Below are 22073 nucleotides of genomic sequence, written 5' to 3'. Positions count from 1 at the left end.
TAGCCGATGTACTTGCTGATTGACTTGCGCTTGTTGAAGCACTTTGGCTTGCTGACGTGCTTGCTGATTGACTTGCGCTTGTTGAAGCACTTTGGCTTGCTGACGTGCTTGCTGATTGGCTCGCACTTGTTGATGCTGACTGGCTAGCCGATGTACTTGCTGATTGGCTCGCACTTGTTGATGCTGACTGGCTAGCCGATGTACTTGCTGATTGACTTGCGCTTGTTGAAGCACTTTGGCTTGCTGACGTGCTTGCTGATTGGCTCGCACTTGTCGATGCTGACTGGCTAGCTGATGTGCTTGCTGATTGGCTCGCACTTGTCGATGCTGACTGGCTAGCTGACGTGCTTGCTGATTGACTTGCGCTTGTTGATGCTGACTGGCTAGCCGACGTGCTTGCTGATTGACTTGCGCTTGTTGATGCTGACTGGCTAGCCGACGTGCTGGCTGATTGGCTCGCACTTGTCGATGCTGATTGACTTGCGCTTGTTGAAGCACTTTGGCTTGCTGACGTGCTTGCTGATTGACTTGCGCTTGTTGAAGCACTTTGGCTTGCTGACGTGCTTGCTGACTGACTAGCTGACGTGCTTGCTGATTGGCTCGCACTTGTTGATGCTGACTGGCTAGCCGATGTACTTGCTGATTGGCTTGCACTGGTTGACGCTGACTGGCTAGCCGATGTACTTGCTGATTGACTTGCGCTTGTTGAAGCACTTTGGCTTGCTGACGTGCTGGCTGATTGACTTGCGCTTGTTGAAGCACTTTGGCTTGCTGACGTGCTTGCTGATTGACTTGCGCTTGTTGAAGCACTTTGGCTTGCTGACGTGCTTGCTGATTGACTTGCGCTTGTTGATGCTGACTGGCTTGCTGACGTGCTTGCTGATTGGCTCGCACTGGTTGACGCTGACTGGCTTGCTGAGGTGCTTGCTGATTGACTTGCGCTTGTTGAAGCACTTTGGCTTGCTGACGTGCTGGCTGATTGGCTCGCACTTGTCGATGCTGACTGGCTAGCTGAGGTGCTTGCTGATTGACTTGCGCTTGTTGAAGCTGACTCAGATGCACTGGTCATTGCACTTACTGATGCACTGGTTGAAGCAGACACTGACGCACTGGTTGACGCTGATGCTGACTTATGATCCGAATCTGACAAATCAGGAGTTACTGTATTTTTTGTTCCATCTTTGTAGGTAATCGTTACAGTTCCATTGCTATCAATATCGTACGATTTAATACGGAAATCTGTTGCAGGGTTAGACGTCTTCACTGCATTAAGAATCTTATCAAGGTCTTTTCGAGTCAAGGAAGTTAGATTAGAAACCTGGACAGCATCTTTTGGTTTAACACCTGGGAATTTTTCGTTCAGTTTCCCTTGTGCTACTACAGTCGTTACTCTACCCGTATTATCTGATAAGTCTGTAGCATTAGTTCCACGAGTCCATTTGTTTCCATCTTTATACTGTACATTTTCTCCATAAGTAGCAGTGTACTCTAGCACTTTTGGAGTTGTCGCCGAAGCTTCAGTGGTAATATCCTTAATTCCTAGTGCATCATCATCTGAAGAATAGCCATCTTGGAAAATACGACTGATATCAGAAGTTCCATCGTTTAATTTCAGAGTTTTAATCTTACCACTATTATCTTTAGCAGTTAAAACAACTTTAATCTTGTCGCCTGCGAAGACTTCGTAACCACTGACTCCTGGACGAACATTATTCTTAATCGATTGTTTTTCCCATAGGCCAGTTTTATCGTTCTTAATATAAAGTTCAAAAGTTACTTCAGGTGCTACAGTTTCCTTGGTAATCGTCTTCGTCGTTGTAGCTGATTCCAAGGTTTCATTTGCACCAGTGCTAGGATTTGTAAAGACCTTGCTTTGTTTAACAGTTACGTTACCTGTCGGAAGAAGACCATTGTTGCCGTCGTATGCGTCTTGCAATTTTGCAGGTTCAAAGGTAACGCTTGTTTCATTGTCTTTAGCTGTCTTGGTAAATGTATGCCCAGCTAAAGTCAAGGTTACAAGAGCTCCAGGTGTGACATTCGTAACAACGATCGAACGATTTGGCAAGCCACCAGTTTCATTGGTAGAATTAACTGAGATAACTGGCGCTTGTGGGTTTACCTTAATAGTCACGTCTACTGTTCTGCTATTTCCAGGAGCTCCACTATAGGAACCTTGCGGAAGAGTGACTGTAACTTTTTTCGTATAAACCCCAGGGTTTGCCAGCATAGCGTCATCAGGAGCCTGGACCCAACTAAAGGTTGTTCCTGTTGGGAAAGCTACACTTGTATTCGAATTTTTAAGTGCCTCTCCTGGATTTTTAATAATCTCTGCTAATGGAGCCTTATTTCCCACAGTTGTAACATACTCTTGTCTAGCTACAGGATCAACAACTGTATAATCAAAGCTTGTCTGACTTGTCAAGGCTGGATTGCTTGTTGAAACATCCCCAAAACGTCCTTTTGGATAAGTGGCAATTAGCGTATAGGTTGTATGGTGACTGACAGGTTCCAGATTCACAACCTCTTTAGTCGTATACCATACTTCACCAAAAGTAGGAGTTCCAACATTAGTTGTTTGTTCAGCCCCTGTGTTATTTAACTTATATTTATAAGACCATTTGGTTCCTGTTGGAAGTTCATTAAGATTGGTATACAAATCAGAATCTCTACCAATATTATTAGCCCAATCTCCTCCAGAAACTTTACTTAGCTTATCACCTGTCGTTCCTTTAAAGGCATAAAATTGACCTTTCACACCATTGTAAGTTTTAGCTTCTACTTTTGGATAAACAGTATAGTTAACTGTTACATCATCAGTAGAGCCATCAGAATAAGTAACCCGTGCAACTGCACTTTTTGTCCCAGCAGATGTGTTGTCAATCCGACTAACCCATGAAACAGTCGTTCCTTGAGGGAGCTGTCCTCCGCCATCAAGCTGGACAAAGTTCGTAGCATCGTTTAAATCTGTTGCCGTTTCACCAGTATAGGTATAAATAGTCGACGCCTTCGCTACAGCAGTATATTTATCAGTCTGGCTTTTGATTACAAACTTGACATAACCATTGTCGGTAATACCATTTTTAGCATGGTCACTATCAGATGTGTTTTTATCATCTGTTGCCATTAAATAGCGTTCAAATGGCCCTAACGGTACAGTTTTACCTAGAGTTCCTGTAAGGGTAATCTTTGCATCCGCTTGATTCGTTAAGCTAGTGATCGGATTTAAACGATTCATTCCGCTATAGCCAGCATAGTTAGTCCCACTAGCGTTATCAGCGGTTCCCTGCATTTCAAACTTCAATGAAGAAATCTTACCAGAATCATCAGTTGCACTAAAGGTTACATTAACTTCTTCTCCGCGATAGAGATAAATTTCCTTAGTCGTAGCATTATTATAAGGAATCACCAATTTTGGTCGTTCATTGACTGTCACTGACTGTGAAATTGGATTGCTACGAGTATTATCCTTATAAACAATCGTCGCAGTACCATCGTTTGCAACTTCAATGTCCTTGATGCGATGAATTGTCTTATCATTCTTAGCGTAGATGGCATTCTTGACATCTATCTTTTCGTTGTCTGTTAAACTGTTTTTATTTACTACAGGTGTAAAGTCAGGATCGGTCACTTTAAGACGGTCTTTCAGTTGTCCTTGAGTGATACGAACATTACCAGTTCCTGTTGTGACATTTCGATTATTTACTTGGTCGGTAGCAACCGCATTTCGTTGCCAAGTATTTCCTGACTTCCACTCCAAATCATCCCTAAGATGGGCCTTTACAACGATATGAGCTGGACTGCTCTCAGTAGCATTGATATCGCCACTATTTAGATGGTCAACCACACCTTTACCATACTCATCTCCTGTATCATTATCACCTTGGAAGAAGTTGGTTGTTAAAGCAGGTCGATTAGCGTCCGCTTTGGAGATAATCTTAAACTCTTTTAGTTTCCCGCTATTATCATACGCTGTGAAATCAACTGTAAAGTCATCACCAGCATAGACGATGTGTTCCTTCCCACGGCTAGGGTCTGGGCTCTCTGTTGCTTGGATGGTCTGGCCATCACGCGTCACTGTAACACCAGGCACAGGAGGTACCGTTTCAGCTCTTACGCTAGCTCGAACGACATCCACAGTGTTATCACGATAAGTAATAGTGATTTCACCCGTATTAGACACCGTTATTTCGTGATTACCTTCAGAATTTTTCTTGTAATCAGAACTGTTGAGGATAGTGGCATTTTTACTATTGTTCCTAAAGTTTTCAAGAATTTGAGCTCTCTCAGTCTCGCTCAAAGATGACGGATTGTTAACCGTAACAGTATCACCACTCACAGGCTCGTTACGTTCGTTGAAACCTTTGATACGAACAGTCATCCGAGCCGTAGTGGTTTGATTGTCAGTATCTGTTACAATATATTCAAGAATGTGCGCGCCAGTAGCAAACGGCTTCCATGTTCCATTGTCTCGACCAATCGTACCTCCCATATTTACCGTATAAAGCTTTGGATAATAGAGAAGCGCACCCCATTGATTATACACACCAAAATCACCAAGGACTCCCCGTTTACTCTTTGGATAATTAGGAGCATTCAAGCCTGTAATAATTGTATTATTAGGTCCTGCAGCTAATGTTTTCAACCCCCTATCATCACTCATCGACAAGTTGATTGTGGAAATAGAATTGTCATTATAATAGGTGACATCTGCAGGGAAACTAATGGTAGGTGGTTTAGATGCTGCACGGTTATAACCTGCTTCACCAGTCGTAACGGTTGAGCTCATTGAGCTACTATAATTTCCTGAAGTGTTGGCGCTTGTAAACGGTTGACTGCTTGTTGCCACTTGAGCATTCAAAGTAGCTGCGTTAGAACGATTGTTTACCGTCGCATACACCAATATAGTCGCTTCAAGGTTCCCATTCAAATCATGGCGCTTATTGAATACATATTCATTACCAGATCCACCACGTTTCTCCATGGCTTCTCCATTGAAAAGAACACGAGTGATGGTTGTGTTTCTATCCACTTGTGCGATCAGACCTGCATAATTAAGCGGACTCTGCGAATGCATTTTGATTGTCCAGACAACCTCACGATTTGAACTTGAATAACTACCTTGACCAAGTTGAGCTGTGGTGTGATTGTTTACTGCAATCGGAGAAAGGCCTCGGAGATTTTCTCCCGTTGCCATTGGTTTCCCATTACGGCTATCACGTTGGCCAGAGGTTGCACGTGAAACCGCATTGGCGATAGAGTTGCGAGCTGAAGTAGCTGTCTTGACAACTGTTCCTAGGTCAGCATTTGGATCCTTGAGAGCAGACTCAATCTCAGCAATAGCAGATTTCACCTTAAGAATGGCTGAGCTTGTATCTGGAAGGTCCACGGCTTTAGCTAGGTATTCTCCCATTTCTGCTGAAAGTGCTGCCAGTTTCTTACGGTCTTCTGCTTGCTTTTTAGCGCTCACTTCTGCAGTCGTTGTCGCAGCAAGAGTCGCTGTTGTGGTTGCTGTCAGACTCGCATTTTGACTTGTGAAGTTTTCTGCAGTTGAAAGAGAACTAGAAAGATCAGGATTGACCTCAACATTGCTAGCGTCTACTGTAGTTCTTGATACTCTGTCGTTACTGATAGCATCTTCGCTAGGAGCCGTCTGTGAACCTTCTACATGCGAAACCTCAGAGAGGGAACTGCTTGCAACAGTCGAAGCACTATCTGATGTTGAGGCAGAATCGTTCAATGAAGATGAGATACTAGCTGAAGTTGAAGATGAAACACTGGCACTAGTGCTAGCTGATGTTGAGGCACTTACGGACTCGGATGCACTTGTTGAGGCCGAAATAGAGGCACTTGTAGAAGCAGAGATTGAGACACTCTCACTAACAGAGGTAGATGTTGAAACAGACGTTTGCTGCTCCTCATCTTTATTGACAGTTCCCAAAACAACCTGATCAGAATTCACTAGATTGTCAGTACCATCCACGACTTTCTCTACAGCCAGCTGTTCATTGGCATGGACTTGCGTATGAGTGGCAACTCCACCACCAACAACGGCCCCCGCGGCAACTATCCCCTTGAGGACATCTATCCCAGTTAAAGAAGTTGAGACACGATCTTCCACAACTTCAGTTGTCACCTGAGCAGTATCAACACCACCACGAAGAACCTTGAACAAACCAAAAAGAGAGGTAGATGCTCGAAGCCAGTGTTTCCCTGACTTGATCAATTTATACCTCGTTACTCGGTCTGTTTCTCTATATCGTCCTTCCTGACGTCTAAAAAACATGTTTTTTCTCCTTGAGTTCATTTTTTATAAAAAACTAAATACCAAAACATCCTTAAGATACACAGCCACGTTACATGGATATTTTCTCTTTTTTCACCCTGACAAGCAATGGTGTAGTCTTAAAAAATTTTTGATATAGAGCTCAATCTATAACACTTTATTATAGCACACTATAGGCTTCTTTGTCCAAAGATTAAGTTGAAAATAGATTAACAAAAACACCTTGAACTTTTTGTAGATTTTCCCTGATTGTAAGATTCTTTTTTGTCCAATAATCATCTGTTCACCTTTGAAAAATCAAATATTATTGTAAAAAATCAGTAGGATGAAATAAAATATAAACAAATTGACCAGAAAGAAAAGTCAGATCAATTTCTAAAAATATTTTAAAATCCGTAGCGTACTATTCTAGGTTCAATCTACTATATGTCGAATCATTGATCCATCAAAAAAAGCCGCCTGATTGGGCGACTTAATTTTTTATAGGGAGATTATTATGAAAAAGTTTTAGGAGTATAAGTTAAGGTCTTTTTAACTTATGAGATAAGTATACAACTCCTATCTTAAAGTTTCCTTAAGTATTTTTAACTGTGAGATTTTTCCATTTTTCTCGCCAGTTTTTCTTAGATAAACGCTTTTGATAGAGCTTCATTCGGTCTTGATTTTCTAAAAAATGAGGAGTCGGACGAACTTGAAAGTTCAAAATATCCTCCAAACCATAAGGCGCAAAGAGCTCTAAAGTTGCGTCAGCTTGCAAGCGAAGTCCCACTGCCGTACAACGTTCAGGATACTTACTCATGGCATCGCAGGAATTTCTATACGGAGGTGTGTGGGGACTATGCTGATGCATATAGACTTGATTTTTCAGCTCCCACTGATACTGAGGGAAGTCCTCTCTCAACTTGTTCTCTATAGCCAGCGTTTCTTCGTAACTCACATCTGGGTCAAAGAAAATCACATCCACATCCGTTTCACGGTCAAAAGGGGATTTATCTGACAAGAGATTCCAGATAAAATTTCGGACCGAACCAGCCGCCAACCAAGAATCTTTCAACTCCAAGTCACGGATAATAGTCAGAATAGCCATCATATCAGGATTTTCTCTAAAAGATTCTAAGATTTCAGCCTTATTTTTCAATGTATTCATATCCCAAATGTTCATATGCCTTAGCTGTCGCGACCCGACCTGAACGAGTCCGCATGATAAAGCCTTTCTGGATTAGGTAAGGTTCGTACATATCCTCAACCGTCTCACGTTCTTCCGCGATATTAACAGAAAGTGTTCCTAGACCGACAGGACCGCCACCGTACATCTCAATCATGGTGCGGAGAATTTTCTGGTCCACATAGTCCAAGCCTTCATGGTCTACATCCAGCATGGTCAAAGCCTTATCCGTAATCACATCATCAATCAAGCCATCACCCATAATCTGCGCAAAGTCTCGCACGCGCTTGAGAAGACGATTGGCGATACGAGGAGTTCCTCGACTACGTAAGGCCAACTCCGAAGCTGCTTCATGGGTGATTTCCATCTCAAAAATATCTGCTGTCCGCTCAACAATCTCTGTCAAGTCAGCGTGGGCATAGTATTCCATATGACCTGTAATTCCAAAACGTGCCCGCAGAGGATTTGAGAGCATCCCTGCTCGTGTCGTCGCACCAATCAAGGTAAAAGGTGGTAATTCTAGATGAACACTGCGACTACCTTCCCCCGCACCAATCATGATGTCGATGTAGAAGTCTTCCATAGCACTGTAAAGCACCTCTTCCACCGACATGGGCAAGCGATGAATCTCATCAATAAAAAGAACATCTCCTGGCTCCAAGTCATTCAAAATCGCAACCAGATCACCGGCTTTTTCGATAACGGGACCAGACGTTTGTTTGAGATTGACTCCCAGTTCATTGGCGATGACAAAAGCCATGGTTGTTTTCCCGAGACCTGGAGGGCCAAACAAAAGAACATGATCCAGCGCCTCGTCACGCATTTTAGCGGCTTCTATAAAGATTTGAAGCTGATCCTTGACCTTATCTTGACCGATATATTCACGTAAATATTGGGGACGAAGGGTACGTTCTACCAGCTCCTCATCACCCATGATTTCATTGTCTAAAATTCTACTCATGACTCTATTATATCAAAAATCCAATCCACAAACAAAAAAGCCATCGAATTTGGTAGCTCCCGAGTTTAGATATAATATTCTACGGCACTGCTACACCGCCTACGAAAGGAGGTGAAATAGCCCATGATGGAACTAGTACTCAAAACTATCATCGGACCAATTGTGGTCGGTGTCGTTCTTCGCCTGTACTCAATGAAAATCAAAGAGCAAACTAGGAAGCTAGCCGCAGGTTGCTCAAAGCACAGCTTTGAGGTTGCAGATAAGACTGACGAAGTCAGTCACATATATACGGTAAGGTGAAGCTGACGTGGTTTGAATTTGATTTTCGAAGAGTATTAGTCGATAAATGGCTAAACAAGGATAACTAGTGTCAAAAAGACCCCAAGCTTATTTGGTCGTGAGCTTGGGGTCTTTTCTAGCCTATGATATAGACACAATACTTAATTCCCTTTTATTATCCCGCAGTTCGCGAATTTTGTCAAAAGTTTACTCCCTTGTCCAATAAGACTTTCAATATTAAGAGAACCTTAGGAATTATCAAAGAAAACAAAAGATTACATCACTATCAATGAACATGGGCGCTCATCAACTCAAATTAGTCAAACCAACATTTTAATCCACTAAATAAAACGATAGACTTACATATGATGTACCACTTCCTCACATTATTTCACGAGTTCCAACCGAGCAGTTTGGGAAGGCACTAGGCCATACAAAAATCTATATGACGGATCGTTATAACCAAGTTGAGGACGAACTCACTGAAACGACTACAGACCTATTTCTTAGTCATATTCGCTAAAAAGTCCCCGCCAATTCCCCGACCAAAATCCGAAAACTACCGAAATTTATCGGAAAACGACGTTTAGGAAACTCTCTAAAAGCCTGAAATAGAGCAAAAAAACTCCACCTGATTGGGTGGAGTTAAGGGAGATTATTATGAAAAAGAAAAGTTTAGGATTTCTATTAAATAAAGTTAGGGGGTCTTTATTTAATGATTACATAATATACAAGCAAACTTAAAATTAACTTAAGATTTGCTAGTTTTTAATTTTGTTCAAAAATAATAAATACTAATTAAAAATTGCTAAAAGCAAACAAGAAAAAAGCCACCAAATTGGGTGACTTTATTAGGAGATTATGATGAAAAAAAGTTTTAGGATTTCTATTAAATAAAGTCAGGAGGTCTTTATTTAATAACTAAATGATACAGGATAAGACTTAAAGTTAGCTTAAGATTTTGAACTTTTTTTATTGTCTTTTTGTAGCAAGGTGACATAGTCACTCTTGGTATGAAATAAATGGGAGAGAAAAACAGTCTGTTGTGTCTGATCAATAAAGTAAAGCAAAACGTATTGATCTATAATTTTTCCTCGTGTAGGATACTTACTATTAATCTTTACACCGATTTTCTCATCTGCATCAAAACCAGCCTCAGGAAAGACTTCTAGACTTTTTAAGCCGTCTAAAATTTTTACTACAGTATTTTTCGCAGATTGAGGGGCTAAAAGTACCGTAGCTATATATTCGTGTATATTGTCGATAGCTTGTTCAACTTCTTTCGAAAGAATCACTTTATAAGCCATAGCGTGCCCTCACATTGTCTAGAGAAGCTCCTTCGCCTGCCTCATATTCTCTCAAGGAACGTTCAGATTGGGCTTGTAATTCAGCAATTAACTGCTCTCTATGCAAATCTTCGGCCGTCTTAATAGGCAAATCTTGCTCCAGAACTATTTGCTCCACAAATAAAGAAATAGCATCTGTCATTGTCATGCCCTTTTCCTTGATAATATTTCGAGCTTGTTCCATAATAGCCTCATTCAGTTTAAAATTATATTGTTTCGATAAACTTATAGCCATGATATATCTCCAATCTATACGTTATAGATTGATTATATACTAGATATAGATTTTCATCAAGAAAAAGTGTTTTTTCCATAATCTTACTTCCTCACGAAATACTATATTGTTACACGAGATTTCCTCGACAATCTTCTTTTTGAAAAATTTAATTCTTTCATATTTCGATACCTTTTGATAAAATCACGATAAATCAGATACTTTTTATCAGGATCTCACGTAGGTCATTAAAAAATTTAATAACACCAATTTTAAAGGCATCAAGTTTCTAAACAATAGAAGATACGGTGATCTTTGTATTATATAGATATCCGCGTTTTCCTTGACACGAACTTTTACTTTTGTTCAAAACAACGAATATAAATGAAATATCGCTGAAAGCCATATAACAAAAAGCCACCGAATTGGGTGACTTCATTAGGGAGATTATTATGAAAAAAAGTTTAGGATTTCTATTAAATAAAGGTTACTCAATGAAAATCGAAATCAGACTAGGTAGAGCGACACAAGAGATAAGTCGACTCTAACGAAGTATGGTGAGATTTTCGAAGAGTATTAGGAGGTCTTTATTTAATAATTACATGATACAGGACAAGACTTAAAGTTAGCTTAAGTGAAAAAAAATTATTTTAATTTTTTTCGGTCCACCAAAATCATACCCGTACACTGAAAACTAGATAAGGTTTCAAAACCTAAGGAACGATAAAATCCAAGAGTCTTTTCTGACTCATCTGTCGCTAGTTGTACTTGGTAGGCATCCTTATAATCAGCTAGAGCTTGCTTCATCAAGGCGCTACCAATCCCTTGGCGCTGATAGCTTGGCAAAACAATCAAATCCTGGACAAAAACGGATGAAAAACCATCTCCAACCAAGCGAACTAGACCAACGATTTTCTCGCCATCACGCGCTAGATAAATGGCTAGCGAATGAGACAAGGCCTGCTCCAACATCTGTGGCTGATTGGTATAGTTTGTCCAACCAACTGCCTGATAGAGATGTAAAACGTCATCAATTGAAACAGATGTTTCTTTTGTAATCTTAATCATAGCAAACCTTCCTAACATTCTCGTAGAGATTTAATCTGTTGTCCATTTTCATCAAAATTATCTTGCTTCAACCATGCTTCAAAACGAGCCTTAACCCTTGGCCAATCCTTGTCGATCATAGACAACCAATCCGTATCTCTAGTACGCCCTTTATAAATAACAGCTTGACGGAAGGTTCCCTCGTAGATAAAGCCCAAACGTTCTGCTGCTTTTCTAGAAGGTAGATTTAGCGCATCACATTTCCACTCATAACGGCGATAGTTAAGCTCTTCAAAGACATAACGAGCAAGCAAATAGTGGGCTTCTGTTCCCATCCTGGTCTGTTTAAGAGCCGGCGAAAAGGTCACGGCTCCAACTTCAATCACGCGATTGGCTTGGTCAATACGCATGAGAGAAAAAGTCCCCAGCGCCTTTCCAGTCACTTTATCGATAATCGCATAATAGAAGCGATCCTTGCGCTCAATCATCTGCTTCATAGCAACAATTAATTCTTCAAGATTTTCTACTGGTGGTTGAAAGAGATAGGTCCACATCTCTTGAGGTGATTCTGGACCATAAACAGCCAGCAAATCCTCCGCATGCTTTTCCACTGAAAGAGCTTCGATAATCGTATACTGTCCTTCTATCCGTACAAGTGACGGTAAAACTCCAGGTGTATCGTCTACAGGTTCACCAATCATCTGACCATATTCATTTACAGGCATAGTTTTCTCCTTGTTTCGCTTTCCAAACTTTTTACTCAACCCTATTTGAATTGTCCTATCTGCTAATTTCAAGTTTTTTATCAATTTCATCTAACAGATTACTCGCATCTATCTGATTATTTATTTTCCCATCTTTTATATTTTGTCTACAAATACTTAGAGCTGCAATTTGGTCTGCTTTATCAAAAGATTCAAACATAATCCTCACTGCGTCACGAGGCCCTTCTCCCCCTTCTTGATCAACAGCTCCTAAAAATATGATAAGAACAGTTAATGTTTTATTTAGGCAATTTTCATATAATTTAAGAGATTTTAAATATTGTTTAACCGGGGTTACACGAGTCTGCATATAAAAGTTCACTAGAGCCTTATTCTGGATTGTAAAATTTATCACTTCAATATATTTTAATCCCTCTATTAAGAGCCAAATAAAATAGATTATCAGAATAACAAACAGTGATATCCACATGAAACCAACACTAAATTGAACGCGAAGATAAGTTTCATTAATAGAAACTATAAAATTTTTGGCTCCAAAATAATGAATAATAGATAACAAATTCGTTACCATTAGCAAAGTTGCAAAAGATTTTGTAAATAAAAAATTATACACTTCAGACTGTGTCCTTATAATTTCATTTGGTGACATTCCAAAAATATTGCTTGATTTATCATTCGAAAAACTAAAGAAAGTAATAAAAACTGCAAAGAGAGTGTCTAAAGTGAGTGTCAAAGTTAAATTTTTCTGTTCCAAAAGAAAATCTTTAAAATAATATGCACCCACTATTGACATTACTAACACTACAATAATAGAAATCTTAAATAATAAAATTTCACATTTCCTACTATCGTTCATTAATCTATTCATTCCAACCTCTTCTAAAAGTAACTCTAAAGTTCATACTCTAGAGTTACTTCTTTTTATTTCACAACGATATTAACGAGTTTATTAGGGACACTAATCACCTTCACAATTTCTTTGCCATCAATCTCTGCTTTAACTTTGTCGTTAGCCAGAGCCACTTCTTGCAATTCTTCGCGAGAAAGGTCCTTCGCAACCATCAATTTAGCACGGACTTTGCCTTTGATTTGAACGACGATTTCGACTTCATCTTCAACCAATTTGCTTTCGTCCCATGTTGGCCAAGCTACGTAAGAGATAGACTCACCTGTTGCTGCGACTGTTTGCCAGAGTTCTTCTGCCAAGTGAGGTGCAAACGGCGCAATCAATTGGATAAAGCCTTGGGCGTAGTCTACATAGAGTTTGTCTTCCTTGTTAGCTGCGTTGACAAAGACCATGAGTTGGGCGATGGCTGTGTTGAATTTCATAGACTCGATTTGCTCTGTAACAGATTTAACGGTTTCGTTGTAAACCTTGTCAAGAGCGCCATTGTTTTCCGCAACAATTTCTTTACTTGTAATCAAACGGTAAACACGGTCAAGGAATTTACGGCTTCCTTCCAATCCTTCTTCAGACCAAGCGATGGAAGCATCGAGTGGTCCCATGAACATTTCATAGACACGAAGGGTATCCGCACCGTATTGTTCCACCACATCGTCTGGGTTGACAACGTTCTTGAGGGATTTAGACATCTTGGCTGGTGCTTGCTCCAACTCTTCCCCTGTTTCCACATGGAAGAAGGAACCGTCACGTTTTTCAACCTTGTCAGTTGCCACAAGTGCGCCACGGTGGTCACGGTAGCTTGTTCCCAAGATCATTCCTTGGTTAAAGAGTTTTTGGAATGGCTCCTTAGTTGGAACTACACCTAAATCATAGAGGAATTTGTGCCAGAAACGAGCGTAAAGCAAGTGGAGAACAGCGTGTTCTGCACCACCCACGTAGATATCTACTGGCAACCATTGTTTGAGAAGGTCCTCATCAGCCAATTTCTCAGTATTGTGTGGGTCAATATAGCGGAGGTAGTACCAGCTTGAACCAGCCCATTGTGGCATGGTGTTTGTTTCACGACGACCCTTGACACCATCTTCACGAGTCACTTCAAGCCAGTCTGTCAAGTTAGCCAATGGGCTTTCACCAGTACCTGAAGGGCGGATGTCCTTGGTTACTGGCAAGACAAGTGGCAATTCACTTTCTGGAACAGCTGTTGAAGTCCCATCTTCCCAATGAATAATTGGGATTGGCTCACCCCAGTAACGTTGACGGCTAAAGAGCCAGTCGCGGAGACGGTAGGTAACCTTTTCTTGACCATAGCCTTTTTCTTCCAACCAAGTTACAATCTTGGCAATAGCGTCTTCTTTGTTGATACCGTTCAAGAAGTCAGAATTAACATGAAGTCCATCTTCTGTGTAGGCAGCCTCTTCAACGTTTCCACCTTCCAAGACTTCTACGATTGGTAGGTCAAATTGTTTGGCAAATTCCCAGTCACGTTGGTCGTGGGCAGGTACAGCCATAACAGCACCTGTTCCGTAGCTAGCAAGGACATAGTCAGCAATCCAGATTGGAATTTCTTTACCGTTAACAGGGTTGATAGCATAAGCACCAGTCCAAACCCCTGTTTTTTCCTTGGCAAGGTCTGTACGAGCTAGGTCAGATTTCAAGCTAGCTTGGTGTTTGTAGTCAGCCACAGCTTGAGCCTGCTCTGGGCTTGTAATAGCGTCAACCAAGTCATGCTCAGGAGCCAAAACAGTGAAGGTCGCTCCAAAAAGGGTGTCTGGACGAGTCGTAAAGACGGTGAATTCCTTGTCAGTCCCTTTCACCTTGAAAGTTACGTTAGCACCTGTTGATTTACCAATCCAGTTGCGCTGCATATCTTTGATAGACTCTGGCCAATCAAGCTCATCCAAGTCATTGAGCAAACGCTCCGCATAGGCAGTGATTTTAAGCATCCATTGGCGCATTGGTTTACGGACAACTGGATAGCCACCCCGCTCAGATGTTCCATCTGGAAGAACTTCTTCGTTGGCGATAGCTGTTCCCAATTCTTCAACCCAGTTTACTGGCACTTCAGCTTCGTAAGCTAAGCCTTTTTCGTAAAGCTTAGTAAAGATCCATTGCGTCCACTTGTAGTAGTTCGGATCTGTCGTATTGACTTCACGGTCCCAGTCGTAAGAGAATCCAAGCGCATTGATTTGGCGTTTGAAGTTAGCAATGTTTTCCGCTGTAAATTCCGCTGGGTCATTTCCTGTATCCATAGCATATTGCTCTGCAGGCAAACCAAAAGCATCCCATCCCATTGGGTGAAGGACATTGTAGCCTTGCGCACGTTTGTAACGGCTGAGGATATCGGTTGCGGTATAACCTTCTGGGTGTCCTACGTGCAGACCCGCTCCAGACGGATAAGGGAACATATCAAGAGCATAAAACTTCGGTTTTGATGCATCTGTTCCTGTCTTAAATGTATGATGTTCTGCCCAGTAGCCCTGCCACTTAGGCTCAATTTCTTTATGATTGTAAAAACTCATGCTAATTCTCCAATTTTATGATGTTACTATTATACCATTTTTAGGGGAAATTCGTCTCTTTCTTTTCAACTCTTTTCTCTTTTCACCTTGCCTTCCATTTTTAATACTGCTATACTTACTTTAGCAAGCTCTTTATAAGAGGTGATTTATGGCCCATTCTTTCAAACATTCTCTCCAAAAAGAGATTCTTCACCGTAGTTCTTTGGCTGCTTTAGCGACCTCGTTTTTACTCCTCATTCTCTTGTTTGGATTTTCTTATTTCCTTCAAAAGCAACAACTCACAAAGGACACTCAACAGATCGTCCAACATATTCGCGACATGAAACAAGCGAACTATGAATTGTTGGAAACCATGAATCAAAAAATGGTCCCAGAATTTTTAGAGGGTAAACACACTGACCGAGAACTCTTTAGTCTATTTTATGAAACAAAAGCTCAACTGAAACTCAGTTCTGATTTTATCATCCTTGATGACACAGGAGAACTTCTCTTTAGTACCAATCGCAACCATCAAGAAACTATTTTAGCTCCTCATTATTTAAAATTGTTAATTCAAAATCCGATTCAAGGAGTCATTACAGAAAAGGTTGCTTTGTCAATAGATAAGCAACATTACGCACTCTTCATTATGCCTATCGTTCAAAATCAACGAGTTAAGGCTTATAGCATTTCTTTTGTAAATGAAAATGAATTTGTGTCCAGTATCCCTCTCATCAATTCAAAATGCGCCATTACAGATACTTTTGGAAACATCTACTCTAGTAATACCAATCAATTTACTCAATCAACTCTGGAAAAATTTGATGAAAAATTACTCCAGTCTAAAACTCATTGGTATGTTGAAAATCCACTTCTGATTGAAAAACGTAAAATTGAACCGATTTTCTCAATCTACACCTTTCAATCTTTCTTTCCCATTCCGAGTTTACTAGGGCTTGCTTCTGTCTTAACACTCTGTATCTTTCTATTATACTTCTGGCAGGCGAGACGAATTGCTTATAAAATTGCGACGCACAATGCCGGCCCTATTGAAAGTCTAGTCTATCAACTGCAGGAAATTCCTAAGAAAAAGGACAAGAAGCTGATCCTCCAGACAGGAGACGAATTTGAACTGATTGCTGAGAAAATCACCGATATGCTCCAAGAGTTGGATGAGCTCCATCAAAAGATGTTGACCATTGAGAAGGAAAAGTGGATCTTTGAAAGAAAGATGCTGGAAGCTCAGTTTAATCCTCACTTCCTCTACAATACCTTGGAAACCATTAAAATCACGAGTATGATTGATGCTAGTATTACTCAAGAACTTATTCAAAATCTCACGCGCATCCTGCGATATAGTGTAACTGAACTAGAAAAAGAAACGACTCTTGGGCAGGACCTAGAGATTATCGAAGCTTATCTGAAAATCCATCAGATTCGATTTGAACATTTTTCTTATCAGATTAACTGTTCTGAGAATCTACATTCCCAAACTATTCCGAAACTTTTCCTATTACCCCTTGTAGAAAATGCTCTAAAATACGGAAGGCAGTATCGTATCGACCTTGCCATCTCTATCCAAATTACTCAAGAGCAGGAAGCATTGATCTTTATCGTTAAGGATAATGCTGGTGGTCTAACCAAACAAGAACGTCTACACATCTTAGAATCCTTGGACAGTCCACATACACAGCACGGTATTGTCAATAGTTACAAACGATTGAATAACTTTTTTGAAAATGTCGAATTGGATTTAGGAGTGAACCCGCAAGGTGAAACCTGGGTAAAATTTGTCACGAAAGGAAGAACGCATGTTTAAGCTAATCATTGTCGAAGATGAACACCTGATCCGAAAATGGCTTGAAATTGCCGTCGACTACTCAGCCTTGGGCATTCAAGTCGTTGGAACTGCAAGTCACGGACAAGAAGGCATGGAGTTAATTCAAAAAGAGAAACCACACATCGTCCTGACAGACATTACCATGCCCATCATGGATGCTTTTATGATGTTTGAAGCGACTCGTTCACTCTCATATGAAAAAGTGATCCTCTCTGGTTACAATGATTTCCAAAATGCAAAAAAGGCCATGCAATTCGGAGCAGTAGACTTCCTTCCAAAACCCATAAATGTCGTAGAATTAACAGAGTGTTTAGAAAAAATAACTTTGCGCCTCAAGATGGATCAACACCAAACCAATCCATTTTTACATGACTACCAAGCCTTTGTTACGTCGCTTCAAAAAATCAATCCTCAAAACCAATTGATTCAACAAATTCTCGAATTTGTCCACCAACACTACTACCTACACTTTACCATTTCTACCATTGCAGAGAATCTAGGCTATAGCGAAAGTTATCTCTACAAGGTTATCAAAGAAGACTTCCCTATCACCTTGAACGAATACATTCTTCAGTATCGTTTAAAACAAGCCGTTGAAAAGATGAGTCAACATCCTGATTCCCCTCTTAGCCAAATCGCTGAAGAAGTCGGCTTTTCAGACTATAAATATTTTGGTAAAGTTTTTAAGAAATACTTTCATATCTCTCCTAAAGAGTTAAAATCCATTGGAAGAATAGTTTAGACACTGTTCTTCTTTTTTGTAGAGAATTTTACCCCATTAGGATAGAATTTTAGGTTTTAAAAACGCTTTCATTACTTTACAATAGAGGTAACAAAACTATGGAGGTATCCATCATGAAAAAGAAATGGATGTATTATGCTGCGTGTGGACTTGCTATTTTGGGGCTTGCTGCCTGCTCTTCTGACGACGCTTCAGGAGAAAAGGCAACTGAAAATGGAGGAAGCGATACTCTAGTAGTCTACTCCCCAAACTCAGAAGGATTGATTGGAGCAACTATTCCTGCTTTTGAAGAAAAGTATGGCATCAAGGTTGAACTCATTCAAGCAGGAACAGGTGAACTCTTTAAAAAACTAGAATCTGAAAAAGAAGCCCCTGTGGCAGATATCATCTTTGGTGGTTCCTATACCCAATATGCTACCCACGGGGAACTTTTTGAAAATTACGTATCAACGGAAAACGATAATGTAATCAAAGAATATCAAAATACAACTGGCTACTCAACTCCTTATACATTGGATGGTAGTGTTTTGATCGTCAACCCTGACTTGACTAAGGGGATGAATATTGAAGGTTATAGCGACCTCATCAAACCAGAACTCAAAGGAAAAATCGCAACTGCAGACCCAGCCAACTCTTCTAGCGCCTTTGCTCAACTAACAAACATGTTACAAGCTGAGGGCGGCTATACAGACGACAAGGCTTGGACTTATGTCAAAGATCTCTTTACTTTGATTGACGGTAAAATCGGCTCAAGTTCATCTGGCGTTTACAAGGCCGTAGCAGATGGAGAAATGGCTGTTGGTCTTTCTTACGAAGACCCCGCAGTGAAACTTCTAAACGACGGAGCTAACATCAAGGTTGTTTATCCAAAAGAAGGTACTGTCTTCCTGCCTGCTAGCGCTGCTATTATTAAAAACGCTAAGAACATGGAAAACGCTAAGAAATTTATCGACTTCATCATTTCTCAAGAAGTCCAAGACACGCTTGGTACAACAACTACTAACCGACCAGTTCGTAAAAATGCTAAAACTAGCGAAAACATGAAACCAATCGAACAAATTAAAACACTAACTGAAGACTATGATTATGTCATCAAAAACAAATCAGATATCGTGAAGAAATACAACGAAGTCTTTACAGATATCCAATCTAAACAGTAAAAGAGGTTAACTATGAGTGAGATCAAGATTATTAATGCCAAGAAAATTTATCACGATGTAGCTGTTATCGAAAATCTAAGCGTGACCATTCCTAAGGGGAGCCTTTTCACTCTCCTTGGGCCTTCAGGCTGTGGGAAAACAACCTTACTTCGTATGATTGCAGGTTTCAATAGCATCGAAGGAGGAGAGTTCTACTTCGACGATACTAAAATCAACAACATGGAACCTAGCAAGCGAAACATTGGGATGGTTTTCCAAAACTATGCAATTTTCCCACATTTGACAGTGCGTGATAACGTTGCATTCGGGCTCAAGCAAAAGAAAGTTCCAAAAGATGAACTCATTGAACAAACAAATAAATACCTTGAGTTGATGCAGATTGCCCAGTATGCTGATCGTAAACCAGATAAACTTAGTGGTGGTCAGCAACAACGGGTTGCACTAGCACGTGCCTTGGCTGTTAATCCTAGCGTTCTCCTCATGGACGAACCCCTCAGTAACCTAGATGCCAAACTTCGCTTGGATATGCGTCAGGCTATTCGCGAAATTCAACACGAAGTTGGTATTACCACTGTCTACGTAACCCACGACCAAGAAGAAGCTATGGCTATTTCTGACCAAATTGCTGTTATGAAAGACGGTGTTATTCAACAAATTGGTCGTCCAAAAGAGCTCTACCACAAACCAGCAAATGAATTTGTCGCAACCTTTATTGGTAGAACAAATATAATCCCTGCTCGTTTGGAAAAGCAAGCTGACGGAGCTTACATCGTTTTTGAAGATGGTTATTCTCTTCGTATGCCAGCACTAGATCAGGTGGAAGAACAAGCTATTCATGTCAGCATTCGTCCCGAAGAATTTATCCGTGACGAAAACGGACCAATCGATGGAACAATTACTGATAGTGTCTATCTTGGACTTAATACCGAATACTTCATTGAGACAGGATTTGCTTCAAAACTTCAGGTAAGTGAAGAATCTACATTTGAAGAAGATTTGAAGAAAGGAGATCGCGTTCGTTTGCGTATCAATACTCAAAAACTCAATGTTTTCTCTGAAAATGGTTCGCGCAATCTCATAAAAGGAGTCAGCCATGGAGCGTAAAAAACTAAATATCTGGACGGCGTCTTCCTTCTTCATCTTCCTTACTTATCTTGTTTTTCTAGTCTATCCAATTGTTACGGTATTAAAACAGGCACTGGTACATGAAGGTCATTTCTCATTAGAAAATTTTGTTACTTTCTTTAGCAAATCTTACTACTCTGAAACCCTTATCAACAGTTTCAAGGTTTCTGTAACTGCAACAATCACTTCTGTCCTTGTTGGTACCTTGCTAGCTTATCTCTTTTCAATGTATGACTTCAAGGGAAAGAAGTTTTTACAGATATTAATCATCATCGCATCCATGTCAGCTCCCTTTGTAGGTGCCTATTCTTGGATTCTATTGCTGGGAAGAAACGGGGTCATCACAAAGTTTCTAACCAACACACTTCACTTGCCAGGTCTTGACATCTACGGTTTCAAAGGTATTGTGCTTGTCTTTACACTTCAACTCTTCCCTCTCGTCTTTCTTTACGTAGCTGGGACTATGAAGAGTATCGACAACTCCCTCTTGGAAGCTGCTGAAAGCATGGGATCTTTCGGTCTAAAACGAATTGTAACAGTCGTTTTACCTCTCTTAGTTCCAACCTTACTAGCAGCTGCACTCCTCGTCTTTATGAGAGCCTTCTCGGACTTTGGTACTCCGATGTTGATTGGTGAGGGATATCGTACCTTCCCAGTCTTGATCTATACACAGTTTATCAGTGAGGTAGGAGGCAACTCCGCCTTCGCATCAGCCTTAGCAATTATGGCGATTACAATCGCCCTAGTTATCTTCCTCATCCAAAAGTACGTTTCAAATCGCTACAGTTTCAGTATGAACTCGCTTCATCCAATTGAACCTAAGAAAACGACAAAAGGGAAGATGGCTGCTATTTATGTGACAGTTTATGGCATTATCTTATTCTCTGTTTTGCCTCAAGTTTACTTGATTTATACATCCTTCCTGAAAACATCTGGTATGGTTTTCGTCAAAGGATATTCACTAAACAGCTATAAGACTGCCTTTAGCCGTATGGGATCTGCTATTTTTAATACCATTCGTATCCCTCTCCTTGCCTTGGTTCTAGTTGTTGTCTTTGCGACCTTCATCTCCTACCTTGCAGTTCGCAAACGCAACCTATTTACCAACTTAATCGATAGTCTTAGTATGGTACCTTATATCGTACCAGGAACTGTACTCGGTATTGCCTTTATCTCTTCATTCAATACAGGCCTCTTCGGAAGTGGTTTCCTGATGATTACTGGAACAGTCTTCATCTTGATTATGTCCTTATCTGTCAGAAGACTTCCTTATACCATTCGTTCTTCAGTTGCAAGTTTGCAACAGATTGCTCCTAGTATTGAAGAAGCAGCAGAAAGTTTGGGAAGTAGTCGTCTCAATACCTTTACTAAAATCACAACCCCAATGATGCTTTCAGGGATCATCTCAGGAGCAATCCTTTCATGGGTAACAATGATTTCGGAACTATCTACTTCCATTCTCTTATATAACGTTAAAACTAGAACAATGACCGTAGCTATTTACACTGAAGTACTTCGTGGGAATTATGGTGTGGCAGCAGCCCTATCTACTATCCTCACTATCTTGACAGTCACTTCCTTGTTACTATTTATGAAAATTTCTAAAAATAACAGCATTACGCTCTAGTTTTTTTCCTACTAAAACAGCCAATTCCCCCGAGCCCACTGAAAAAGTCATCCAATAGATGGCTTTTTTGTTATACTAGAGATGAGGTGAAATGATGCTTGATAATCAGTTAACTATGGATGTCAGTCCTTATTCTAGTTTGTATAATATCGTGGTT

15 protein-coding genes are annotated in these 22073 nt (G+C 40.4%); 6 read left to right on the top strand and 9 right to left on the bottom strand.

Annotation, left to right across the window (positions count from 1 at the left end; translation table 11 throughout):
* The 3 genes from QM374_RS09460 to ruvB all read right to left on the bottom strand — a co-directional run.
* Positions 1 to 6283 (bottom strand): accessory Sec-dependent serine-rich glycoprotein adhesin (locus QM374_RS09460; RefSeq protein ID WP_414311585.1); only part of this gene is annotated, 6283 nt, incomplete at its 3' end.
* Positions 6284 to 6857: 574 nt separating this feature from the next.
* A complete protein-coding gene (locus QM374_RS09455) occupies positions 6858 to 7430 on the bottom strand; it encodes a nucleotidyltransferase family protein (protein WP_414311584.1) in 573 nt (190 codons plus the stop codon).
* Positions 7411 to 8409 carry a Holliday junction branch migration DNA helicase RuvB gene (ruvB, locus tag QM374_RS09450; protein WP_083301261.1) on the bottom strand — a complete coding sequence of 333 codons (999 nt, stop codon included), beginning with the start codon at positions 8407 to 8409 and terminating at the stop codon, positions 7411 to 7413. The genes QM374_RS09455 and ruvB overlap by 20 nt, the downstream gene beginning before the upstream one ends.
* 123 nt (positions 8410 to 8532) lie before the next feature.
* Between ruvB and QM374_RS09445 the strand changes: the two genes are divergently transcribed.
* A complete protein-coding gene (locus QM374_RS09445; protein WP_414311583.1) occupies positions 8533 to 8709 on the top strand; it encodes a type I toxin-antitoxin system Fst family toxin in 177 nt (58 codons plus the stop codon).
* 932 nt (positions 8710 to 9641) lie between these two features.
* Here QM374_RS09445 and QM374_RS09440 read toward each other — a convergent pair.
* The 6 genes from QM374_RS09440 to leuS form a co-directional block, all read right to left on the bottom strand.
* Positions 9642 to 9995, bottom strand: coding sequence for a type II toxin-antitoxin system RelE/ParE family toxin (locus tag QM374_RS09440; protein WP_414311582.1), 354 nt, complete (start codon positions 9993 to 9995; stop codon positions 9642 to 9644).
* Positions 9985 to 10269, bottom strand: a complete 285-nt coding sequence (locus QM374_RS09435; protein WP_414311581.1) for a type II toxin-antitoxin system RelB/DinJ family antitoxin — start codon at positions 10267 to 10269, stop codon at positions 9985 to 9987. Before QM374_RS09435 ends, QM374_RS09440 begins: the two co-directional genes overlap by 11 nt.
* Positions 10270 to 10893: 624 nt before the next feature.
* On the bottom strand, positions 10894 to 11316 hold the full coding sequence (locus QM374_RS09430; RefSeq protein WP_075231164.1) for a GNAT family N-acetyltransferase: 423 nt from the start codon (positions 11314 to 11316) through the stop codon (positions 10894 to 10896).
* A gap of 11 nt (positions 11317 to 11327) precedes the next feature.
* A complete protein-coding gene (locus QM374_RS09425; RefSeq protein ID WP_414311580.1) occupies positions 11328 to 12020 on the bottom strand; it encodes a GNAT family N-acetyltransferase in 693 nt (230 codons plus the stop codon).
* 55 nt (positions 12021 to 12075) lie between these two features.
* Positions 12076 to 12888, bottom strand: coding sequence for a hypothetical protein (locus tag QM374_RS09420; RefSeq protein ID WP_414311579.1), 813 nt, complete (start codon positions 12886 to 12888; stop codon positions 12076 to 12078).
* A 53-nt stretch (positions 12889 to 12941) separates the two neighbouring features.
* A complete protein-coding gene (gene leuS / locus QM374_RS09415; protein ID WP_414311578.1) occupies positions 12942 to 15443 on the bottom strand; it encodes a leucine--tRNA ligase in 2502 nt (833 codons plus the stop codon).
* Between the two features lie 148 nt (positions 15444 to 15591).
* Here leuS and QM374_RS09410 point away from each other — a divergent pair, with 148 nt between their 5' ends.
* The 5 genes from QM374_RS09410 (at position 15592) to QM374_RS09390 (ending at position 21916) form a co-directional block, all read left to right on the top strand.
* Positions 15592 to 17241 (top strand): sensor histidine kinase, encoded by a 1650-nt coding sequence (locus QM374_RS09410; protein ID WP_414311577.1) that lies wholly within the window; start codon positions 15592 to 15594, stop codon positions 17239 to 17241.
* Positions 17234 to 18004, top strand: coding sequence for a response regulator transcription factor (locus QM374_RS09405; protein ID WP_153225280.1), 771 nt, complete (start codon positions 17234 to 17236; stop codon positions 18002 to 18004). The genes QM374_RS09410 and QM374_RS09405 overlap by 8 nt, the downstream gene beginning before the upstream one ends.
* A gap of 113 nt (positions 18005 to 18117) precedes the next feature.
* A complete protein-coding gene (locus tag QM374_RS09400) occupies positions 18118 to 19164 on the top strand; it encodes an ABC transporter substrate-binding protein (RefSeq protein WP_301392152.1) in 1047 nt (348 codons plus the stop codon).
* Positions 19165 to 19176: 12 nt separating this feature from the next.
* Complete coding sequence (locus QM374_RS09395; RefSeq protein WP_371560089.1) at positions 19177 to 20268, top strand: ABC transporter ATP-binding protein; 1092 nt, start codon at positions 19177 to 19179, stop codon at positions 20266 to 20268.
* A complete protein-coding gene (locus QM374_RS09390; RefSeq protein ID WP_414311576.1) occupies positions 20258 to 21916 on the top strand; it encodes an ABC transporter permease in 1659 nt (552 codons plus the stop codon). Before QM374_RS09395 ends, QM374_RS09390 begins: the two co-directional genes overlap by 11 nt.
* Positions 21917 to 22073 lie beyond the last annotated feature (157 nt).

The organism is Streptococcus infantis (genome assembly GCF_047465525.1).
In the GTDB taxonomy this organism is placed as follows: Bacteria; Bacillota; Bacilli; order Lactobacillales; family Streptococcaceae; genus Streptococcus; species Streptococcus infantis_R.
Note: the sequence above shows the minus strand (reverse complement) of the source record. Positions and strands in the feature narration are given on the sequence as shown.

Coding starts and splice junctions, on each gene's coding strand:
- QM374_RS09455 (WP_414311584.1), bottom strand. CDS start 7,430: ATGAATACATTGAAAAATAAGGCTGAAATCTTAGAATCTTTTAGAGAA.
- ruvB (WP_083301261.1), bottom strand. CDS start 8,409: ATGAGTAGAATTTTAGACAATGAAATCATGGGTGATGAGGAGCTGGTA.
- QM374_RS09445 (WP_414311583.1), top strand. CDS start 8,533: ATGATGGAACTAGTACTCAAAACTATCATCGGACCAATTGTGGTCGGT.
- QM374_RS09440 (WP_414311582.1), bottom strand. CDS start 9,995: ATGGCTTATAAAGTGATTCTTTCGAAAGAAGTTGAACAAGCTATCGAC.
- QM374_RS09435 (WP_414311581.1), bottom strand. CDS start 10,269: ATGGCTATAAGTTTATCGAAACAATATAATTTTAAACTGAATGAGGCT.
- QM374_RS09430 (WP_075231164.1), bottom strand. CDS start 11,316: ATGATTAAGATTACAAAAGAAACATCTGTTTCAATTGATGACGTTTTA.
- QM374_RS09425 (WP_414311580.1), bottom strand. CDS start 12,020: ATGCCTGTAAATGAATATGGTCAGATGATTGGTGAACCTGTAGACGAT.
- QM374_RS09420 (WP_414311579.1), bottom strand. CDS start 12,888: ATGAATAGATTAATGAACGATAGTAGGAAATGTGAAATTTTATTATTT.
- leuS (WP_414311578.1), bottom strand. CDS start 15,443: ATGAGTTTTTACAATCATAAAGAAATTGAGCCTAAGTGGCAGGGCTAC.
- QM374_RS09410 (WP_414311577.1), top strand. CDS start 15,592: ATGGCCCATTCTTTCAAACATTCTCTCCAAAAAGAGATTCTTCACCGT.
- QM374_RS09405 (WP_153225280.1), top strand. CDS start 17,234: ATGTTTAAGCTAATCATTGTCGAAGATGAACACCTGATCCGAAAATGG.
- QM374_RS09400 (WP_301392152.1), top strand. CDS start 18,118: ATGAAAAAGAAATGGATGTATTATGCTGCGTGTGGACTTGCTATTTTG.
- QM374_RS09395 (WP_371560089.1), top strand. CDS start 19,177: ATGAGTGAGATCAAGATTATTAATGCCAAGAAAATTTATCACGATGTA.
- QM374_RS09390 (WP_414311576.1), top strand. CDS start 20,258: ATGGAGCGTAAAAAACTAAATATCTGGACGGCGTCTTCCTTCTTCATC.